General features: G+C 46.1%; 22 protein-coding genes and 1 riboswitch. Of the genes, 18 read left to right on the top strand and 4 right to left on the bottom strand.

Annotated features, from left to right (window positions below; translation table 11 throughout):
- Positions 1–9 precede the first annotated feature (9 nt).
- The 3 genes from MJ611_RS07035 (at position 10) to MJ611_RS07025 (ending at position 1,936) form a co-directional block, all read left to right on the top strand.
- Positions 10–597 (top strand): hypothetical protein, encoded by a 588-nt coding sequence (locus tag MJ611_RS07035; protein ID WP_250428891.1) that lies wholly within the window; start codon positions 10–12, stop codon positions 595–597.
- Positions 598–682: 85 nt separating this feature from the next.
- Entirely contained in the window at positions 683–1,111 is a 429-nt protein-coding gene (locus tag MJ611_RS07030; RefSeq protein ID WP_250428889.1) for a hypothetical protein, read from the top strand.
- Between the two features lie 162 nt (positions 1,112–1,273).
- On the top strand, positions 1,274–1,936 hold the full coding sequence (locus tag MJ611_RS07025) for a hypothetical protein (protein WP_250428887.1): 663 nt from the start codon (positions 1,274–1,276) through the stop codon (positions 1,934–1,936).
- Between the two features lie 196 nt (positions 1,937–2,132).
- On the opposite strand, the gene MJ611_RS07020 is transcribed toward MJ611_RS07025, so the two are convergent.
- The gene (locus MJ611_RS07020) at positions 2,133–2,510 is read right to left on the bottom strand and encodes a Fur family transcriptional regulator (RefSeq protein ID WP_250428885.1); all 378 of its coding nucleotides are present in this window, start codon (positions 2,508–2,510) and stop codon (positions 2,133–2,135) included.
- Positions 2,511–2,712: 202 nt separating this feature from the next.
- Between MJ611_RS07020 and MJ611_RS07015 the strand changes: the two genes are divergently transcribed.
- From MJ611_RS07015 to MJ611_RS06975, 9 genes are all read left to right on the top strand, one after another.
- Positions 2,713–3,621, top strand: a complete 909-nt coding sequence (locus tag MJ611_RS07015; RefSeq protein WP_250430035.1) for an NAD(P)/FAD-dependent oxidoreductase — start codon at positions 2,713–2,715, stop codon at positions 3,619–3,621.
- 303 nt (positions 3,622–3,924) lie between these two features.
- Positions 3,925–4,413, top strand: a complete 489-nt coding sequence (locus tag MJ611_RS07010; RefSeq protein ID WP_250428883.1) for a Crp/Fnr family transcriptional regulator — start codon at positions 3,925–3,927, stop codon at positions 4,411–4,413.
- An 82-nt stretch (positions 4,414–4,495) separates the two neighbouring features.
- Positions 4,496–4,915, top strand: a complete 420-nt coding sequence (gene yiaA / locus MJ611_RS07005; RefSeq protein WP_250428882.1) for an inner membrane protein YiaA — start codon at positions 4,496–4,498, stop codon at positions 4,913–4,915.
- Between the two features lie 110 nt (positions 4,916–5,025).
- Positions 5,026–5,595: a DUF4256 domain-containing protein gene (locus MJ611_RS07000; protein ID WP_250428880.1), complete on the top strand. Its 570-nt coding sequence runs from the start codon at positions 5,026–5,028 to the stop codon at positions 5,593–5,595.
- A 230-nt stretch (positions 5,596–5,825) separates the two neighbouring features.
- A complete protein-coding gene (locus MJ611_RS06995; protein ID WP_250428878.1) occupies positions 5,826–6,092 on the top strand; it encodes a hypothetical protein in 267 nt (88 codons plus the stop codon).
- 385 nt (positions 6,093–6,477) lie between these two features.
- Positions 6,478–6,888 (top strand): VOC family protein, encoded by a 411-nt coding sequence (locus tag MJ611_RS06990; RefSeq protein ID WP_250428876.1) that lies wholly within the window; start codon positions 6,478–6,480, stop codon positions 6,886–6,888.
- Positions 6,889–6,964: 76 nt separating this feature from the next.
- Positions 6,965–7,867, top strand: coding sequence for an arginase family protein (locus MJ611_RS06985; RefSeq protein ID WP_250428875.1), 903 nt, complete (start codon positions 6,965–6,967; stop codon positions 7,865–7,867).
- Positions 7,868–8,012: 145 nt separating this feature from the next.
- Entirely contained in the window at positions 8,013–8,324 is a 312-nt protein-coding gene (locus tag MJ611_RS06980) for a hypothetical protein (protein WP_250428874.1), read from the top strand.
- A 43-nt stretch (positions 8,325–8,367) separates the two neighbouring features.
- Positions 8,368–8,724, top strand: coding sequence for a DUF6970 domain-containing protein (locus tag MJ611_RS06975; RefSeq protein WP_250428873.1), 357 nt, complete (start codon positions 8,368–8,370; stop codon positions 8,722–8,724).
- A 234-nt stretch (positions 8,725–8,958) separates the two neighbouring features.
- On the opposite strand, the gene MJ611_RS06970 is transcribed toward MJ611_RS06975, so the two are convergent.
- Both MJ611_RS06970 and MJ611_RS06965 read right to left on the bottom strand, forming a co-directional pair.
- Positions 8,959–9,483, bottom strand: a complete 525-nt coding sequence (locus MJ611_RS06970) for a DinB family protein (protein ID WP_250428871.1) — start codon at positions 9,481–9,483, stop codon at positions 8,959–8,961.
- 41 nt (positions 9,484–9,524) lie between these two features.
- Complete coding sequence (locus MJ611_RS06965) at positions 9,525–10,469, bottom strand: NADP-dependent oxidoreductase (protein WP_250428869.1); 945 nt, start codon at positions 10,467–10,469, stop codon at positions 9,525–9,527.
- 155 nt (positions 10,470–10,624) lie between these two features.
- Here MJ611_RS06965 and MJ611_RS06960 point away from each other — a divergent pair, with 155 nt between their 5' ends.
- Together MJ611_RS06960 and MJ611_RS06955 are read left to right on the top strand one after the other, a co-directional pair.
- The gene (locus MJ611_RS06960) at positions 10,625–10,918 is read left to right on the top strand and encodes a DUF1330 domain-containing protein (RefSeq protein ID WP_250428867.1); all 294 of its coding nucleotides are present in this window, start codon (positions 10,625–10,627) and stop codon (positions 10,916–10,918) included.
- 137 nt (positions 10,919–11,055) lie between these two features.
- Entirely contained in the window at positions 11,056–11,334 is a 279-nt protein-coding gene (locus MJ611_RS06955) for a hypothetical protein (protein ID WP_250428865.1), read from the top strand.
- Between the two features lie 41 nt (positions 11,335–11,375).
- Here the strand turns inward: MJ611_RS06955 and MJ611_RS06950 are convergent, their stop codons facing one another.
- Positions 11,376–12,002 carry a YdcF family protein gene (locus tag MJ611_RS06950; protein ID WP_250428863.1) on the bottom strand — a complete coding sequence of 209 codons (627 nt, stop codon included), beginning with the start codon at positions 12,000–12,002 and terminating at the stop codon, positions 11,376–11,378.
- A 107-nt stretch (positions 12,003–12,109) separates the two neighbouring features.
- Between MJ611_RS06950 and MJ611_RS06945 the strand changes: the two genes are divergently transcribed.
- The 4 genes from MJ611_RS06945 to MJ611_RS06930 all read left to right on the top strand — a co-directional run bounded on the left by MJ611_RS06945 (position 12,110) and on the right by MJ611_RS06930 (position 15,818).
- Positions 12,110–12,481, top strand: coding sequence for a nuclear transport factor 2 family protein (locus MJ611_RS06945; RefSeq protein ID WP_250428861.1), 372 nt, complete (start codon positions 12,110–12,112; stop codon positions 12,479–12,481).
- 36 nt (positions 12,482–12,517) lie between these two features.
- Entirely contained in the window at positions 12,518–13,147 is a 630-nt protein-coding gene (locus MJ611_RS06940) for an HAD family hydrolase (RefSeq protein ID WP_250428860.1), read from the top strand.
- A 172-nt stretch (positions 13,148–13,319) separates the two neighbouring features.
- Positions 13,320–13,422: riboswitch (SAM riboswitch) on the top strand.
- Positions 13,423–13,797: 375 nt separating this feature from the next.
- Positions 13,798–14,778 (top strand): ATP-grasp domain-containing protein, encoded by a 981-nt coding sequence (locus MJ611_RS06935; protein WP_250428859.1) that lies wholly within the window; start codon positions 13,798–13,800, stop codon positions 14,776–14,778.
- A 2-nt stretch (positions 14,779–14,780) separates the two neighbouring features.
- A complete protein-coding gene (locus MJ611_RS06930) occupies positions 14,781–15,818 on the top strand; it encodes an LLM class flavin-dependent oxidoreductase (RefSeq protein WP_250428858.1) in 1,038 nt (345 codons plus the stop codon).
- The last annotated feature ends 150 nt before the right edge of the window (positions 15,819–15,968 follow it).

Raw genomic sequence — 15,968 nt, 5'->3', positions numbered from 1 at the left:
CATAAAGAAATGAGCCAAGCCTATTCTTTAAAAGAAGCTAACAAGCCAACATTATTCTCCTGGGACTTAGAAACAGAACATAAGAATATAGAGAAGAGGGTTTTAGATAACAGAAACTATTCTCGGAGAGATTTAGAAAAAGAACTATCAACATTAAAAGAGTTAGCTACTGACTATTTACAGATAATTCAAACTAAAGCTATCAGTCCTGAGCAACTGGCAAGTCTGGAGGAAGCAGTTGTCAATGGAGCTTCTGGAGTTTGGGAACAGGCAGCAACAAAATTAGAGCGGCTATCTTACCATTTTAATGAAGCTAAAAAGAAGATTTACGATTTAATTGAAAGGGGGAATCCTAAAACAGTTGACAGAGCTTTGACAATGTTGGGTGCTGCCTTCACAGAAGATGAACAAGTTGAAGTGCTTGAAAAGGTACTGTCGAGTAAATCAAGTAAAGTAAGAAATAGAGCAGCCGCTGTAGCCTATTTCCTCAGGAACAAACACCTTGTTCCAGTTTTACTTGAAAGAAAGAATGTTGAAACAAACACAGAAGTCAGTGAGGCTATTAATTTGGCTCTTGAGCAAATAAATCAATGTTGAAAGTAAAATGTCTTCCCCTAACGGACTTGCCTATAATGTAGCTACGCCACATTATAGGCAAGTCCGTTAGGGGTAATAACGAATTATGAAAAAAGGAATTTTCCTGCTGCTAATGTGCATGCTCGCCTTCGCATCTCCTTCATTAGCCTGCGACTGTGAAGGTGAAGAAGCATCATTAGAAGAATCATTATCTAAGTCTGCTTCTGTATTCTTAGGTAAGGTGTTGTCTGTCAAGAATTATGAGCCAAAGGTAAAACGAAAGCAGGGTGAAGAGCAGTACTATATCACCGAGTTTTTAACAGAAGAAGTTTATAAAGGAGAAAAAAAGAAAAAGGTTACTCTACTGACAGAAGCAACAATCTGTGGTGGAGACTTTACAATAGGAAATTCATACTTGGTTTTCGCCTTCACAAATGAACAGGAAAAGAAACTGGAATATCATCAATGCTTTAGGATGTCTCTACCAAAGCAAAACGCAGAAGAAGAGATAGCAGAACTTAAAAGGAAGAATTAAAACCCCTAACAAGGTGCAGCTTTAACCCTTGCTACGCTTCGGGCTTCTGCTGCACGAGTACCGTTGGCATAAATTATAATGAGAAATCTAATGTTCATTTTTTTACTTCTCGCCATACTTACTTCTTGCGAACAGAAGAGAAATGAAACAAAGCCCATCGTTGTGGCATCAAAGGCTATCAAGGAAGCTATTGATTCCACTTACTACTTCCAATTAGAAGAAGCTTATCAGAAAAAAGATACTGTGCTTTTGAGCAAGTTTTTTGAAAGTTGGAAAGAATCTTCAAAAAGCCTCTCAACACAAAACGAAGACTCTATAACAAAAGCTCTAAACGGAATTTATACACAAATCTATCATCCATTCAATTTAGAAAAATACGGTTGGCTTCCTCGACCTCATTACTCCAAATATAGATATGCAATTTTGCCTACAGAGATAAAGTATAAGATTGTAGATTCGGTTTATAACCTTGATTCATTTTACAACCTTGAACTAAACACCTTAAGTCCCTTTATACCACATCCTGAGTTGGGGAAAGCCAGTGCACTATATGACATAAAACCGTTTAAAAGAGCAATGGAGCTGTTTCTTATGTCTGATAGCTACGAAAAGATTAGCTTCTTAGACCAATTTGTTAATATGCCTATTTCCATGGATTGGAAGGAATACAGAACTAGCCCTGAGGTTTTAGGAGTTCTGATTAACAAAAAGCGTGATAGAGCCGTTGCTGACCTCCGATTGATAAGTACAGGTGTCAGAATAAGACTTGCTTTAAAAGACAATGAATGGCGAGTAAGTCAAATAGAACAACTTTGGGAAGAGTAAAAATAATTAATGCCAACCCCGTGTAGACTCAATGCTTCGGCTTAAGAGCCTCGCACATAGTCTACACAATCCCGTTGACGGTAATGGTAAAACAGTAGTTGACGGTAATGGTAAAAGACCTGCAAACTTCAAACTTCGGGTTGACAGAAAAAGATCTATAAAGATTTCTGTAAAGTTTTATCCATACAAATTGCAATTAATCACAATCCTTACAAACTCCAACAAGAACACAATTCATTTGCTGGACTTTATAATTTTGAGGAGCTGAGAATTCCACTATTGTTGGCAAGCACTCAATAGTTTCGCATTTTGTGCAACGAAAATGAAAATGATTATTAGATATTGTTTTTTCATCACATTTTATGCAGACAGCAAAGTACTGTTTACCATCATCTGCAACTATCTTATGGACAATCTCATCTTCGCAAAAACGGTTCAATATCCGGTAAATAGTAGCTCTGTCAGCCCTAACATCCATCTGTTTGACAATTGCATCTTGACTCATTGCCCTTCTTTTGCTTGTTAATACAGCCAAAACAGCCTCTTGTGTTGCAGTATTTCTACGTTTCATCATAGTACAAAAATAGTCAAAAATATTAATGCGACAAACTTGCAATATATTAATGCAACCTTGTCGCATTAATGAAAAATTATTTTACCTTTGCCGAACGCATTTGCATAATATGACAAGGAGAGAACTAATAAAACAAGTTGGACTTTCTCTTACAGCATTGGCGATGCCTTTTCCCTTAACCGCATTTTCAAAAATCAATCTAATGACAGATAATAAAAATTTTGACGTAATTATTATTGGTGGAAGTTATTCAGGACTTTCTGCTGCAATGGCTTTGGGGCGGGCTTTGCGAAAGGTTTTAATCATTGATAGTGGATTACCTTGTAACCGGCAAACACCACATTCGCACAACTTCATTACGCAGGACGGAGAAAAACCAAAAGCAATTGCAGAAAAAGCCAAAGCACAGGTTTTGAAATACGATACCCTAAAATTCTTAGAGGATATTGCCGACAGTGGAAAGAAAACCTCAAACGGATTTGAGATAACTACAAAAAAAGGTGAAGCATTTACAGCAAAGAAGCTCATTTTCGCCACAGGCGTAAAAGATATAATGCCTGACATCAAAGGTTTTTCGGAGTGCTGGGGCATATCTATTATACATTGCCCATATTGTCACGGTTATGAAGTAAAAGGAGAAAAAACCGGAATTTTAGCAAACGGAGATTTTGCATTTCATTATGCTCAACTCATTCGTAACTGGACAAAAGATTTGACCATTTTTACCAATGGGAAATCTACACTAACACTAGAGCAAACCGATAAAATCAACAAATACAAAATTTCAATAATTGCTAAAGAAATTGAGTATCTAAAACACATAAACGGAAATATTCAACAAATTGTATTTAAAGACAATACAACCTTTGACCTTGAAGCAATCTATTCACGACCACACTTTGAACAACATTGCAAAATTCCCGAAACTTTGGGTTGTGAGTTAACAGAACAGGGATTACTTAAAGTAGATATGTTTCAGAAAACAAGTGTAACCAATATTTTTGCTTGTGGCGACAATGCAAGCCCTATGCGCTCGGTGGCTATAGCAGTAGCAACAGGAAATACTGTAGGTGCGGTAGTAAACAACGGAATGACAGAGGAAGAATTCTGACAGTTAATTGAAAACCACTACCGCCAACAGTAGCTACAATAAATTGGCGGTTCAGTGAATAAACAAAGTTTCCTGCTTCGTATCAAGTTCAATAGTACCAGTTAGTTTTCGTCTCCGAAATCGCCAACTGCTTGTAGCTTCAAACCGTTAGGCTTCCTAACAAAAATGAAGCCCTCTATTTCCTTACAAAAAAATTCTAAATCATACCTAAAGTAAGAGAGCTTTAAAATGAATGCTTTGTTTAATTGCATATCGCAATATCATCCTATTTCTTTAGGAGCGTGGGAGACCCTTTCGAAAGCTTTGAAGCAGGTAGAGATTTCAAGGAATTCTTTTTTACTACGAGAAGGAATGGTGTGCAATAATTTGTACTTTCTAGAAAAAGGCTGTTTGCGTGGCTATTATAATCTCGATGGGAAGGAAGTTACTTATTGGTTTGGCTTCGAAAACAACTTCATCACTTCTTTCTACAGCTTTATTTCCCGAAAACCATGTGTAGAAAACATACAAATTCTAGAAGACTCCACTTTGTGGGGTATTAGTTTCGAAGCTCTGAACCAGTTGTTTGATATTCATAATGACCTTGAGCGCTTGGTACGGATTATAAATGAACAGTACTATATTAGATTGGAAGAGCGTTTGATGGCTATGCAATTCAAAACGGCTCGGGAGCGGTATGAACAGCTAATGGAAACCTCACCCCATATTCTTCAAAGAATCTCTCTCGGGCAAATTGCATCTTACCTTGGTATTAGTCAGGAAACGCTGAGCAGGATACGAAGTCAGGCTTAATGTTCTTCCTTTTTTGACAATTGTCAAAAGAAAGTATTGCAGGCTGGGATACCTTTGATTCATAACTTAACAAAATAAAAAAATGAATCAGAAACCATCAAATGCATTTATTGCGGCCTCTTGGGCGACTTTACTTACTGGCATTGCAGCATATATAATTGGGCTTTGGAATGCCGAAATGTTGCTGAACGAGAAGGGTTATTATTTTACCATACTTATGTATGGTCTGTTCTCAGCTATCTCTCTCCAGAAAAGTGTGCGGGACCAACTGGATGGTATTCCTGTTACTAATATCTATTATGGACTTAGTTGGTTTTCTACCATTCTGGCGGTTGTGTTGCTGACAGTGGGGCTCTGGAATGCCGATTTGCTGCTTAGTGAAAAAGGATTTTATGCCATGTCATTTATACTAAGCCTTTTTGCTGCTATTGCGGTTCAGAAGAATACCAGAGACAGTTTAGTAAGAGAAATGCCCATTAAACATGATTATGAGATATATTAACTAAGTGGCAGGATTTTGTCATTATGTGTAATAAAGAAAAGCCATCGACCACAACAACCACTTAGCCTAACATAGCACAAAATCCCTTGCAAGACATCCTAACCAAACCTATGACAAAGAGAGACCAAAAGGAGTTGTCACCAGAGCAGCGCGAAGAACTACGCAGCACACTAAAAGCCCGTTTTGAAAAAAACATGAAACGTCATGGAGGTATACAGTGGTCTAGGGTACAGGCAAAGCTGGAAGCTACTACTGAAAAACTATGGTCGCTCTCTGAAATGGAAAGAACAGGCGGTGAGCCAGATATTGTTGGGTATGATGAAGAAACAGGCGAATTCATTTTTTGTGACTGTTCAGCAGAGAGCCCGAAAGGCCGCCGAAGTGTTTGTTACGACCGCGAAGGGCTGGAATCGAGGAAAGAGCACAGGCCAGAAAATAACGCTGTAGATATGGCGGCTGCTATGGGCATCGAGCTTTTAACAGAAGAACAGTACCGTGAACTGCAAAAACTTGGAGAGTTCGACATAAAAACCTCAAGCTGGATAAAAACACCTGTCGAGATCAGAAAACTCGGTGGCGCCCTCTATTGTGATCGCCGCTACAACCACGTGTTCGTTTATCACAACGGAGCACAATCATACTATAGCGCCAGAGCGTTCCGTGGCATGCTGAAAGTATAAGTTTCGCACAGTCAGCTACATCTGACAATTGGTAACAGAACGCCCGATAAAAATGGGAAGGTATGCTGAATAAGTAACCGAAGCACAGCTTAAGATCGGCAAGATACTATTTGACAAGGATGGACTAACTGATCTGGTTGCATCAAAAGATGAAAGCCCACAACACCCCTAAATAGTAGCTTCGCCACATTGTAGCCAATCTGTTTAAGCCAATGATTAGCCAATTCAATATGAAAGCATTCTTGCTTATAACCTTCCCTTTTCTCATATCCTTTACCGCTTTCAGCCAGGAAATGAAATGTATGTGCCTGGAGTATAGCACCGCAATCAGACCGGATAATGCTTATGTAAAAGTTAGTATATCTAGCGATACGGACAGCACCTATAGTTTAAAAGTAGAAGCTGTATCTATAAGGCTAAAAATTGAACCTGAATCTCTAAAGATAAAAGCTCCTGCTAAATCGACAGACAAGGAAATAACTATAACAAAAGGGTAGTTTCAAAAAATTGTTAACGCTCTAAAGAGGATTAAACAAACAAACATCATCGGCGGCCCACACCCTTCACTTTTAGATGGAACGTCCTGTTCGATTTCCTATGGAACACCCGGCTCGTCTGTTACATATCATGTAAATACACCGACCTACCAGACCGATAAAAGGAATTTAAGTGATTTCTTAAATGCCTATAAACTCATTCTTATAACAGCAGGATTAGATCCACAGATAATTTTTTGATGGAATACCTTGCCGGGAAGATGATTTGCAGTCACTAAAGAAGGAATAAACTTAATGTTGAGTAAATTATATATTTCGGCTAAACATCATTTATCTTTAATGTAAGATTTTAAACCTGACTTCAACTCCATAACTAATCCTTGCTATGCAAAAAACTACCACTTTCCTGATGTTTGTTGGCAACCAGTGCGGAAAGGCTGCTGAAGCCATACAGTTCTATACTTCGCTGTTCACAGACTCTGAAGTTAAACATATCGAATGTTTTAAGTCGGGTGAGCCTGGAGGCAGAGAAGGAGATATTAAACATGCGCTGTTTACACTTGCGGGGCAGGAGTATATGATCAGCGAAAATCCTATGGATCACAAGTTTTCTTTTACGCCAGCTATGTCCATCTATGTCAACTGCGACAGTGACGCAGAAATAGACGCGCTCTTCCAGCAACTCTCTGAAGGAGGTGCTGCTCTGATGCCGCTTGGAGACTATGGATTCAGTAAAAAGTTTGGCTGGCTTACCGACAAGTATGGCGTTTCGTGGCAACTCAACTTTAATGTATAAAGTAGTGGAGTAAGATTCGCTCTGTACCCTCCTGGCCTTCGTTCCTAACTATGACAGCCTTTAAACTAACCCGTCAATGGCGAACGTTACGATCATCGAATTTCCTTCCAACCTTGGTTTGAAAGAGCCATCGCCGGGGCACGAGCCGGGCGTTAAGAAGTTACCAGCCTGGTTACGCAAGTATAACTTCCATGAACTGATTGCACCAGTAAGTACCATAACGGTAAGCCCTCCCAACTACAGCCCGGACCCTGACTCTGAAACAACAGTGCTGAATGCTGATGCGCTGGTTGCCTATGCCAAAGAACAGGCTGAAGTACTAGGCAAAGTACTGGCAGAAGATACTTTTCCGCTGGTGCTGGGAGGCGACTGCAGCATTCAGATAGGGAGCGCTCTTGCCCTGAAGCAAAAAGGCAATTATGCACTGTTTTATCTCGATGGCCATACTGATTTTGTGGAGCCGGATTTCTCCCAGACAGGAGGCGCCGGAGGTATGGCCGCGGCTATGGTGGCCGGTCGTGGTCCTGAAAAGCTTACCAACATCAACGGGCAGCTCCCCTACATACAGGAAGCGCATGTATGGTGCGTGGGCAACCGGGAGTACGACGATGATTATGAAAACATCATCCGGAATTCTCAGGCAACCTATGTTCCGCTGTCGGCGCTCCGGGAAACAGGTATCGCCAACTGTGTCAGTTCCTTCCTTGCCATGGTAGAGGCCCGGCAACTGGATGGCTTCTGGATTCATGTGGATGTAGACGTATTGGACGATGCGGTAATGCCGGCCGTAGACAGCAGAACGCCCGGCGGACTGAGCTACTCTGAGTTTAACGAGCTGTTATACTTGCTGCTCTCCAGCCCCAAAGCTACGGGCTTGGAGATCACCATCCTGGATCCGGAACTGGACACGACAGGGCAGTATACAGAACAGTTTGTGCACGATTTCACTCAGACCTTTCTTAAAGCCAGAAAGAACTGATTAACTTCCAGCGCATGGCCTTCCTATGTTATCATTGCTGTTGCTCCATACAGCTTGCTGTTAACTCAAGACCAGCATTAAGCTGTATGCAACTATTTAGCAAAGTTCTGGGTCATTAACTCAGAACCCCCTTAACAAAGTGCCTATGAAATTTTACCTGCTGATTTTCTTTGCGTCTATACTTTGCTTTTCATGCTCGGAAGAGGTAAGCCCTCAGGAACCTGTAAATGCTTCCGGCAGAGTAGTTAAGAATGAGGTAAGCTCATTTATGTATGGCACCCATCTGCTGGTACAAGGGGAAGATTCCGTAGCATTTGCATTGAGGAGCTCAACTATCAACCTTGACAATTACTTACACCAGCAAGTCAGGGTCACAGGGAAAACCATCGCTGGGTACCCTGTTGATGGCGGGCCAATTTATGTGGAGGTAACGCGTGTGGAAGAGAAAAAAGATTAAGTTTACCCGGATGTTACTGTTGATTTGCCTCAGATGATAAAGTATGTATAGAATTATTCTCATTCCGTTCGCATTCCTGCTGGCCAGCCTGTCGCTTACTTCCTGCGAAAAGTTGGATCTACCGCCAGGCGTAGCCTCCTGCATAGAAGATAAAATAAGAGAAATAAAACAGCAGGATGTAAGAAACCCTCCTGCGGCTGTGTGGCAGTATCAGTACAACGGAAAAACTGTTTACTACATACCGTCTTACTGTTGCGATATGTATAGCGAGTTGTATGATGCAGACTGCAACCTGATCTGCCACCCGGATGGCGGTATAACAGGAAGTGGCGACGGCAAATGCACCGACTTTTTTGAAAAAAGAACAAACGAGAAACTGATCTGGAAGGATAACAGGTAATTTCCTGCTGCTAAAAATAAATCTCCAGGTACATAGGTAAGTTGCACCCGGAGATTCAGAAAATCACATGCCTATTGCCGTTCAGGACGTCTTTGTCCGGAACTTTTACCTGCCAGCGGACTTCCTAGTCCGCATTAAGGAAGGTCCATGTACGGGGACTGGGAAGTCCCCTGCAGAAAGCTTCCGGACTTGGAAGTCCGGAAGAGCTTACTTAAAATACACTAAATCATTTTCCTACGCATGGCTCTTTTCGCGCAGCACGCGCGCTGTTACCAGTAGCTGCCCCACGTGGCGCATGCTGTGCTCGGCCGCATGAAAAAGCAAACCCATTACAGTAGATTCTACCTGCGCCCGCCCTACCCGGCGTACTTCGGTTAACTTCTGCTCATCGGTCTGGCGCAACTGCTCCAAAGCCTTATCCACCTGCTGATGATACTGCTGCAGCAGGTCCTGCACCTGATCGGAAGCGCCGGTTGGTTTGCCTTCTGCATACAGGAAAGCCAGTTGCGCTTCACTCAGCGCTTCGCCCCGGGCATAAGTAAACAGCCGGTCGAGTACGCCTACCAGGTGCTGCAGGTGATACCCTACCGAGGCTACCCCGGCTGGTCGCTCCCAGAGCAGGTCTTCCGAAATATCCTGCATAAAATTCTCTACTTCTTCGCGGGCCTGCAGCAGGGCGTGGGCTACGGGTTGCAACAGGGGTGGCATGTCGGGCAGCGGACCGCGCAGCCATACTTCCAGGTTTTTGGGTTGTGTCATGTTTTATCCAGTGTAAAGTATACTTGGTTTATACTTGGTTATCAGCTTACGTGCACCACTACTTTGCCGCGCGTTTTGTGCGTTTCAATCTGCTCGTGTGCCCGGGCCATGTCTTCAAAATCGTATACATGCGATACGTGCGCCTGCAGACGGCCTTGGCTCAGCAGGTCGGCAATTTTAGACTGGTCTTCGCCGCTTGAGTGCACCAGGTAATTTCTGGCATCAATGTTCCGCTCTTTAGCCAGCGCCTGCACTTCTTCTTTGGCGCCCCCAAGTATGGAAATGATCTTGCCGCCGTTCTTCAGCGTTTTCAGCGAGCGGCGGGTGTTTTCCTCTCCCAGCGAATCGAGCACAATGTCCATGTCCATCACCACATCTTCCACATGAAAGTCGTTGTAATCAACCTGTTCATCGGCTCCCATGTTGCGCAGGAAATCGTGGTTTTCGGCTGAGGCAGTACCAATCACACTGGCCCCAAAATGCTTGGCGATTTGTACGGCAAAATGGCCAACGCCACCTGCTGCGGCATGTATCAGCACACGCTGCCCCGGCTGTATGCCGGCCTCGTGCACCAGCACCTGCCAGGCAGTGAGCGCGGCCAGGGTAGCAGCAGCAGCTTCGTGGTGTGGCACGTTGGCGGGCTTATGTGCCAGGTGTGCCTCCGGAGCCGCCACATACTCGGCATAAGCGCGGCCGTGGCCCGGGAAATTCACCATGCCAAACACTTCGTCGCCGGGCTTGAAGTACTGTACCTCACTGCCCACCGCCTCTACCACACCCGAGATGTCCCAACCCAGAATTACCGGTGGGGTTTCTTTCAGCGTGTTGTAAAGCGACTTGCCTTCACGGGTTTTCGTGTCGACAGGGTTTATGCTGATGGCCCTTACTTTTACCAGCACCTCGTTGTTTTGTGGGGTTGGCTTATCAACTTCTTCCAGCTGCAGCTTATCAGGTGCACCGGGTTCATGTAACACATATGCTTTCATAGGCTTGCCAGATTTATCCTCTTCCAAGATTATTTTAAACTGAAGCTGGAACAAAAGGTTATGCAACAAGGCTGTAGTTGCAGCGTTTTATAGCCATTACTTGCAACAATCACAATTTCTGCCTATTATTCTTTTATCATCAAAGTATAAAACCTATGCCAGCTTACATCATCGTTGAAATTGACGTAACAGACCCTGCCACTTACGAAGACTACAAAAAGCTGACGCCGGCTTCGCTTGTGCCTTTTGATGGAAAGTTCATAGTGCGCGGCGGGGCAGCAGAAACACTGGAAGGCGACTGGCAGCCAAAGCGCATCGTGGTACTGGAGTTCCCGACCATGGAAAAAGCCAAAGCCTGGCATGCCTCTGAAGAGTATGCACCAGCCAAAGCCATCCGGCAGCAGGCTTCCCATAGCCGGATGATCGTGGTAGAAGGGTTCGCGGGCTAAAGCCTGACTTCTCCTCCAAGCTCCCTTCCTGCACAAAGCCATTCACGGGTAATGCTGCTCCTTAGTTAACTACACAGAACCGCTCTCGTTTTATAAAGACAACAGGTTCAGGAGTAGCCACTTTAAAGAAGAAAGCGATGCAGGGAATAGTTGGAAGTATAAGAGAGTTCCGGGCCGGCAGAGGCTCGATCAGGGCCTTGGCGCTGGGTGCGATGTCGATGGGTGCTTTTGCAGTAGGCGCCGCCGCCTGCGGTGCACTGGCCGTAGGCACTATTGCCATTGGCAGTATGGTGCTACGGCGCATGGCCATTGGCGATGCCCGCCTGCGCAGGCTTACTATAGAAGAGCTGCACGTAGACCAGCTGACTGTAAACAGGTTGGTGGTCCGCGACTCGCTGGTAACTCCCCATACTTAACCCGGAAGCATACCTGCCCTGATGAAAAGTATGGCTTTTGCTTACAACTGTCCTTTGTCGCGTCGGTTCAGGTAGTCCAGCACCTCGTCTACCGATGCCAGATCGCCTTTGGCATAATATTGTTTCATGCGGTCCATCTCCCCGGCTATCAGCTCGGCCCGGGTGCCAGTTACCTCTCCTTGCGAGTGCGTCACCTCTTCCTGCCATGGCAAGGGTCTGCCGGGCAAACTATAAATGTACAGGTTCGGGTACTCCCTCAGGGCAAGTGTTACAGCCGTCATCAAAGCGCGCGGCTGCTGAAAAGCCGCAGCTGTAACAATCAGAGTTTTATACCCACGCTCTCGTGCATGCCTGATCGCTGACTGCGCTTCGATAAACGTATGCAGTATGTCGGTATCTGCCGGAACAGGCGCTACCGGCTCCAGTACGCCCTCTCCTATTCCTCTGGTAGCGAATTCCTCTTTCCAGCTGGCATAGCCCGGGTAGCCGCTCATGGCTTCCGTGCCTAGGCACATCACTTTCCCGGCCTGGTTATTTTGCAGCACCTGCTGTGCCACGGCAAACACGGCATGCTGGTTATCGGCGGTCTGGCCAAACAAAAACAAGGCATCGGCCGGCGTGGCGGGAAGGGTATCGCACAAGGTGCGGATGATCAGTTCTTCTATCATAGCTTGGCTTATACGGAGCTGTGGCTGGGTGTATGCCGCAAAAATGATTAATTTTGAGGATGAACAAGAAGTTTTATCTCCTCCTCTTCCTCTTTTCCCTGCTTGCCATGTCCGCACACAGCCAGAGCAAACCCGATAACAAAACCTTACTAGCTCCTGTTAAGCTACAGCTTAAGGGCTACAACAACCGCGACATCGACACGTTTGCAAAGGCTTTTAGCGACAGCGTGAAAGTATACCGTACACCGGGCGTGCTTACCTATCAGGGCAAAGAAGAACTGCGGAAGCGTTATGCCGCCATGTTCGCCGCTACACCCGACCTGCACTGCGAGATCGAAAAGCGTATCGTGTCAGGTGAAGTGGTGATCGACCACGAAAAAGTGCTTAAGAACGGCGAGCGATTTGAGGCCATTGCCGTGTACCGCGTGAAAAACGGAGAGATCGTAGAAGTAACCTTTATTCCGCCTTACAGCGAGTAAGGGTATTTTGTAAAGTATAAAGTATAGAAAACAGACATGACAGATAAAACCGATAGCTTGATCTTTGACCTGGACGGCACCCTGTGGGATGCCACTGCTACCGTAGCTCGAGCCTGGCAAAAAGCCAGAAAACAGGTAAATTTCGAGATACAGGAAGTTACGCAGGAAACCATCCGTTCTGTGGCCGGCATGCAGCACGACCTCATTTACGACAAGCTTTTCCCGGACCTTAGCAAAGAGCAGCAAAAGGAGTTGATGAAGGTGAGCGGCAAAGAGGAAATGGAGCACATCCAAAAGTATGGCGGCGAGCTGTACGAAGGACTGGAAGATACCCTCAAGTACCTCCACGGCAAGTATAAGCTCTGCATTGTCAGCAACTGCCAGGACGGCTACATCGAAGCTTTCCTTGAGTACCACAACCTGCACACCTATTTCAGCGACCACGAGTGTTCCGGCCGGACCGGCAAACCAAAAGGCGAAAACCTGAGAGCTGTTGTAGAGCGAAACCAGTTACAGGCCCCCTACTACGTGGGCGATACTCCCGGCGACCATGAAGCCAGTATAAAAGCCGGCGTACCGTTTATCTATGCCCGTTACGGCTTCCGCGAAGTAGAGCAGTTCGACAAAAGTATAGACCGCATCAACGACCTGACCCGCATCTTCTGATCATACTTACAGAGACGCCCAATTGAGGCGTCTCTTTTTGTTTGCAGCACTTACAAAGTATAGCAAAAGACAACTATTAATGTAGCTACATTATTTTTAAAGAAAAATTTGCATCTTAACAAAACGGCTGCCACCTTTGCAGCAGAAAAGTCAATTACCCTCCATAGTATTTGATTTATAAAGAAGAAGGGAGAGAACAGGCTCTGTGAACTTCTAGCAACCAGTGTAACACCCGGTGCTAATTCCTGCCTAAAACATTTTAGGGAATATAAATTATCCAAAATGAAGAACGCAGCTTTAACTTTTACGAGTACCTCGTCTAACCGAATCCAATCACCTGCATTCGGCAATACCACTTCATTCGCTTTTTCTACCTGTTGTTGTTGCTGTTGTTGCTAACCCCGCTGCATTGGCAGTAGGCTTTGTTGCGCATTTTGTGCGCTCACAAGGCTTGCTCCTTTCCGTGCAGTTCCCGGGATAGCTATACCCTTTTTGCAACGCTGCAAATCGGGCCTGGCTCCTTTGTGCCCTCTACTTCCGCAGGGCATCCTGGCAAACTATGCTTTTGCCAAATCTCAACCTATTATTTTTAACCAGATCGGGGTGGATGATCCACACCTGTGTCTATTCATACTTTGTAAAACTCAACCATGTCGACATTTTCTGAAAAACCAATTGCTATTTTCCACGAGCACCAGGAGTGGTTCCGTCCTTTGTTCAACGAGCTGGATGAGCGCGGCGTGCCCTATGTGCGCCTGAATGCCGCTGCCCATACCTATGATCTGGCCCAGCAGGAGCAGCCGTTCAGTCTGCTCTTTAACCGCATGAGCCCATCGGCTTACCTACGCAACAACGAGCAGGGCATTTTCTATACCCTGAATTACCTGGCGCAACTGGAGGCAAAAGGCGTAACCGTCGTGAACGGACACAAGGCTTTCCTCTACGAAACGTCCAAAGCACTGCAGCTGACGCTGCTCGAGAAACTGGGCCTGCCTTACCCAAAATCGCGCGTGATCAACCATGCTTCGCAGGCACTGGCAGCTGCTGAGGGTCTTCGTTACCCGGTGGTCGTAAAAGCAAACATCGGCGGTAGCGGCGCCGGCATCGTCCGCTTCGATACGCCGGAAGAATTAGCCCTGGCAGTAGCCTCCAACGAGCTGAACCTGGGTATCGACCATACCGCACTGGTGCAGGAATTTATACCTGCCCGCGACGGTCACATCACGCGCGTGGAGACCTTAGGAGGCAAGTACCTGTACGGAATCAAAGTGTATACTTCCGGCGAAAGCTTCAACCTCTGCCCTGCCGATATCTGCCAGACCACCAGCGGCAAAGAGCTGGTACGCAACGCCTGCGCCATCGACGCGCCTAAGAACGGCATGCGTGTAGAAGCCTATACTCCGCCGCAGGAAGTGATCGACGCCATTGAGCAGATCGTGCAGGAGTCAGGCATCGACGTGGGCGGTATCGAGTACATCGTAGACGACCGCGACGGCAAACTGTACTACTACGACGTAAACGCACTTTCTAACTTCGTGGCTGATGCCGTGAACGTGATTGGTTTTAACCCGCATGCCCGACTGGCAGAATTCTTAATCGAGAAAGCACAACTTAAACTACAGGAGGTATAAGCATGGAATTCGGATATTGGTTACCTGTTTTTGGCGGCTGGCTCCGTAACGTTCCGGAAGAGGGCATGGACACCTCCTGGGACTACGTTAAAAAACTGGCGCAACGCAGCGAAGACTGGGGCTACAGCCTCAGCCTGATTGCCGAACTGTACCTCAACGACATCAAAGGCGAAGAGGCTCCGGCCCTGGATGCCTGGTCTACGGCGGCGGCTCTGGCTGCTGTTACCGAGCAGCTGGAGATCATGGTGGCGGTGCGCCCTACCTTCCACAACCCGGCTCTGCTGGCCAAGCAGGCAGCCAACATCAGCCACATCAGCAATGGCAGGCTGTCGCTTAACGTGGTGTCGTCGTGGTGGCGCGATGAAGCCACCAAGTATGGTATTCAGTTCGAGCAGCACGACGACCGCTACGCCCGCACCAAAGAGTGGCTGGATGTGGTAACGAATGTGTGGGAGAAGGACCACTTCTCTTACCAGGGCAAGTACTACAACGTGGCCGACAACGTACTGCAGCCAAAGCCGGTACGCAAGCCGTTCCTGTATGCCGGCGGCGAATCGGAAGCAGCCAAAAACCTGATCTCGTCGCAATGCGATGGTTACGTAATGCACGGCGACTCGCCGGAGCAGATCGGCAAGCGCATTGCCGACATGAAGCGCCGACGCGAAGAAAAAGGCTTGCCACCGATGAAGTTTGGGGTAGCCGCTTACAGCATTGTGCGCGACTCGGAGCAGGAAGTGAAGAAAGAGCTGGACCGTATTACCAACGTACAGGCTTCGGCAGCTGGTTTCAAGAACTACCAGCAGTGGCTGGCCGGCACACAACTGGAGCAGCAACTCTCGCTGCAGGATTACTCTGTTTCCAACCGTGGCCTGCGCTCCGGATTGGTAGGCACACCTGCCCAAGTGCAGGACCGCATCGATGCCTTTGAAGCGGCGGGAGTAGACTTCTTCCTGCTGCAGTGCAGCCCGCAACTGGAGGAGATGGAGCGTTTTTCAAACTCTATCATCAAGGCCTTCTCCCAGAACCGTCTTTCAGCCTAAGCGGCTTTTAGAATAAAATTACCTGATCTATTACCTTTAATCTAACCTTGACCGCCATTTGCAGGAGATCTCCGGCAGGTGGCGGTTCTTTTTTGCTCATTGGCGAAAGCCTGCTTTGTTTGATTGCTATAAAAAGCAAGAATTATTACA

The organism is Pontibacter ruber, assembly GCF_023630205.1.
Classification (GTDB): domain Bacteria; phylum Bacteroidota; class Bacteroidia; order Cytophagales; family Hymenobacteraceae; genus Pontibacter; species Pontibacter ruber.
This window is presented reverse-complemented; position numbering and strand designations above follow the sequence as displayed.

Bases quoted from the DNA above. Each gene is read 5' to 3' on its own strand.
- MJ611_RS07035 (WP_250428891.1), top strand. From the start codon at position 10: ATGAGCCAAGCCTATTCTTTAAAAGAAGCTAACAAGCCAACATTATTC.
- MJ611_RS07030 (WP_250428889.1), top strand. From the start codon at position 683: ATGAAAAAAGGAATTTTCCTGCTGCTAATGTGCATGCTCGCCTTCGCA.
- MJ611_RS07020 (WP_250428885.1), bottom strand. From the start codon at position 2,510: ATGATGAAACGTAGAAATACTGCAACACAAGAGGCTGTTTTGGCTGTA.
- MJ611_RS07015 (WP_250430035.1), top strand. From the start codon at position 2,713: ATGACAGATAATAAAAATTTTGACGTAATTATTATTGGTGGAAGTTAT.
- yiaA (WP_250428882.1), top strand. From the start codon at position 4,496: ATGAATCAGAAACCATCAAATGCATTTATTGCGGCCTCTTGGGCGACT.
- MJ611_RS07000 (WP_250428880.1), top strand. From the start codon at position 5,026: ATGACAAAGAGAGACCAAAAGGAGTTGTCACCAGAGCAGCGCGAAGAA.
- MJ611_RS06995 (WP_250428878.1), top strand. From the start codon at position 5,826: ATGAAAGCATTCTTGCTTATAACCTTCCCTTTTCTCATATCCTTTACC.
- MJ611_RS06990 (WP_250428876.1), top strand. From the start codon at position 6,478: ATGCAAAAAACTACCACTTTCCTGATGTTTGTTGGCAACCAGTGCGGA.
- MJ611_RS06985 (WP_250428875.1), top strand. From the start codon at position 6,965: ATGGCGAACGTTACGATCATCGAATTTCCTTCCAACCTTGGTTTGAAA.
- MJ611_RS06980 (WP_250428874.1), top strand. From the start codon at position 8,013: ATGAAATTTTACCTGCTGATTTTCTTTGCGTCTATACTTTGCTTTTCA.
- MJ611_RS06975 (WP_250428873.1), top strand. From the start codon at position 8,368: ATGTATAGAATTATTCTCATTCCGTTCGCATTCCTGCTGGCCAGCCTG.
- MJ611_RS06970 (WP_250428871.1), bottom strand. From the start codon at position 9,483: ATGACACAACCCAAAAACCTGGAAGTATGGCTGCGCGGTCCGCTGCCC.
- MJ611_RS06965 (WP_250428869.1), bottom strand. From the start codon at position 10,469: ATGAAAGCATATGTGTTACATGAACCCGGTGCACCTGATAAGCTGCAG.
- MJ611_RS06960 (WP_250428867.1), top strand. From the start codon at position 10,625: ATGCCAGCTTACATCATCGTTGAAATTGACGTAACAGACCCTGCCACT.
- MJ611_RS06955 (WP_250428865.1), top strand. From the start codon at position 11,056: ATGCAGGGAATAGTTGGAAGTATAAGAGAGTTCCGGGCCGGCAGAGGC.
- MJ611_RS06950 (WP_250428863.1), bottom strand. From the start codon at position 12,002: ATGATAGAAGAACTGATCATCCGCACCTTGTGCGATACCCTTCCCGCC.
- MJ611_RS06945 (WP_250428861.1), top strand. From the start codon at position 12,110: ATGTCCGCACACAGCCAGAGCAAACCCGATAACAAAACCTTACTAGCT.
- MJ611_RS06940 (WP_250428860.1), top strand. From the start codon at position 12,518: ATGACAGATAAAACCGATAGCTTGATCTTTGACCTGGACGGCACCCTG.
- MJ611_RS06935 (WP_250428859.1), top strand. From the start codon at position 13,798: ATGTCGACATTTTCTGAAAAACCAATTGCTATTTTCCACGAGCACCAG.
- MJ611_RS06930 (WP_250428858.1), top strand. From the start codon at position 14,781: ATGGAATTCGGATATTGGTTACCTGTTTTTGGCGGCTGGCTCCGTAAC.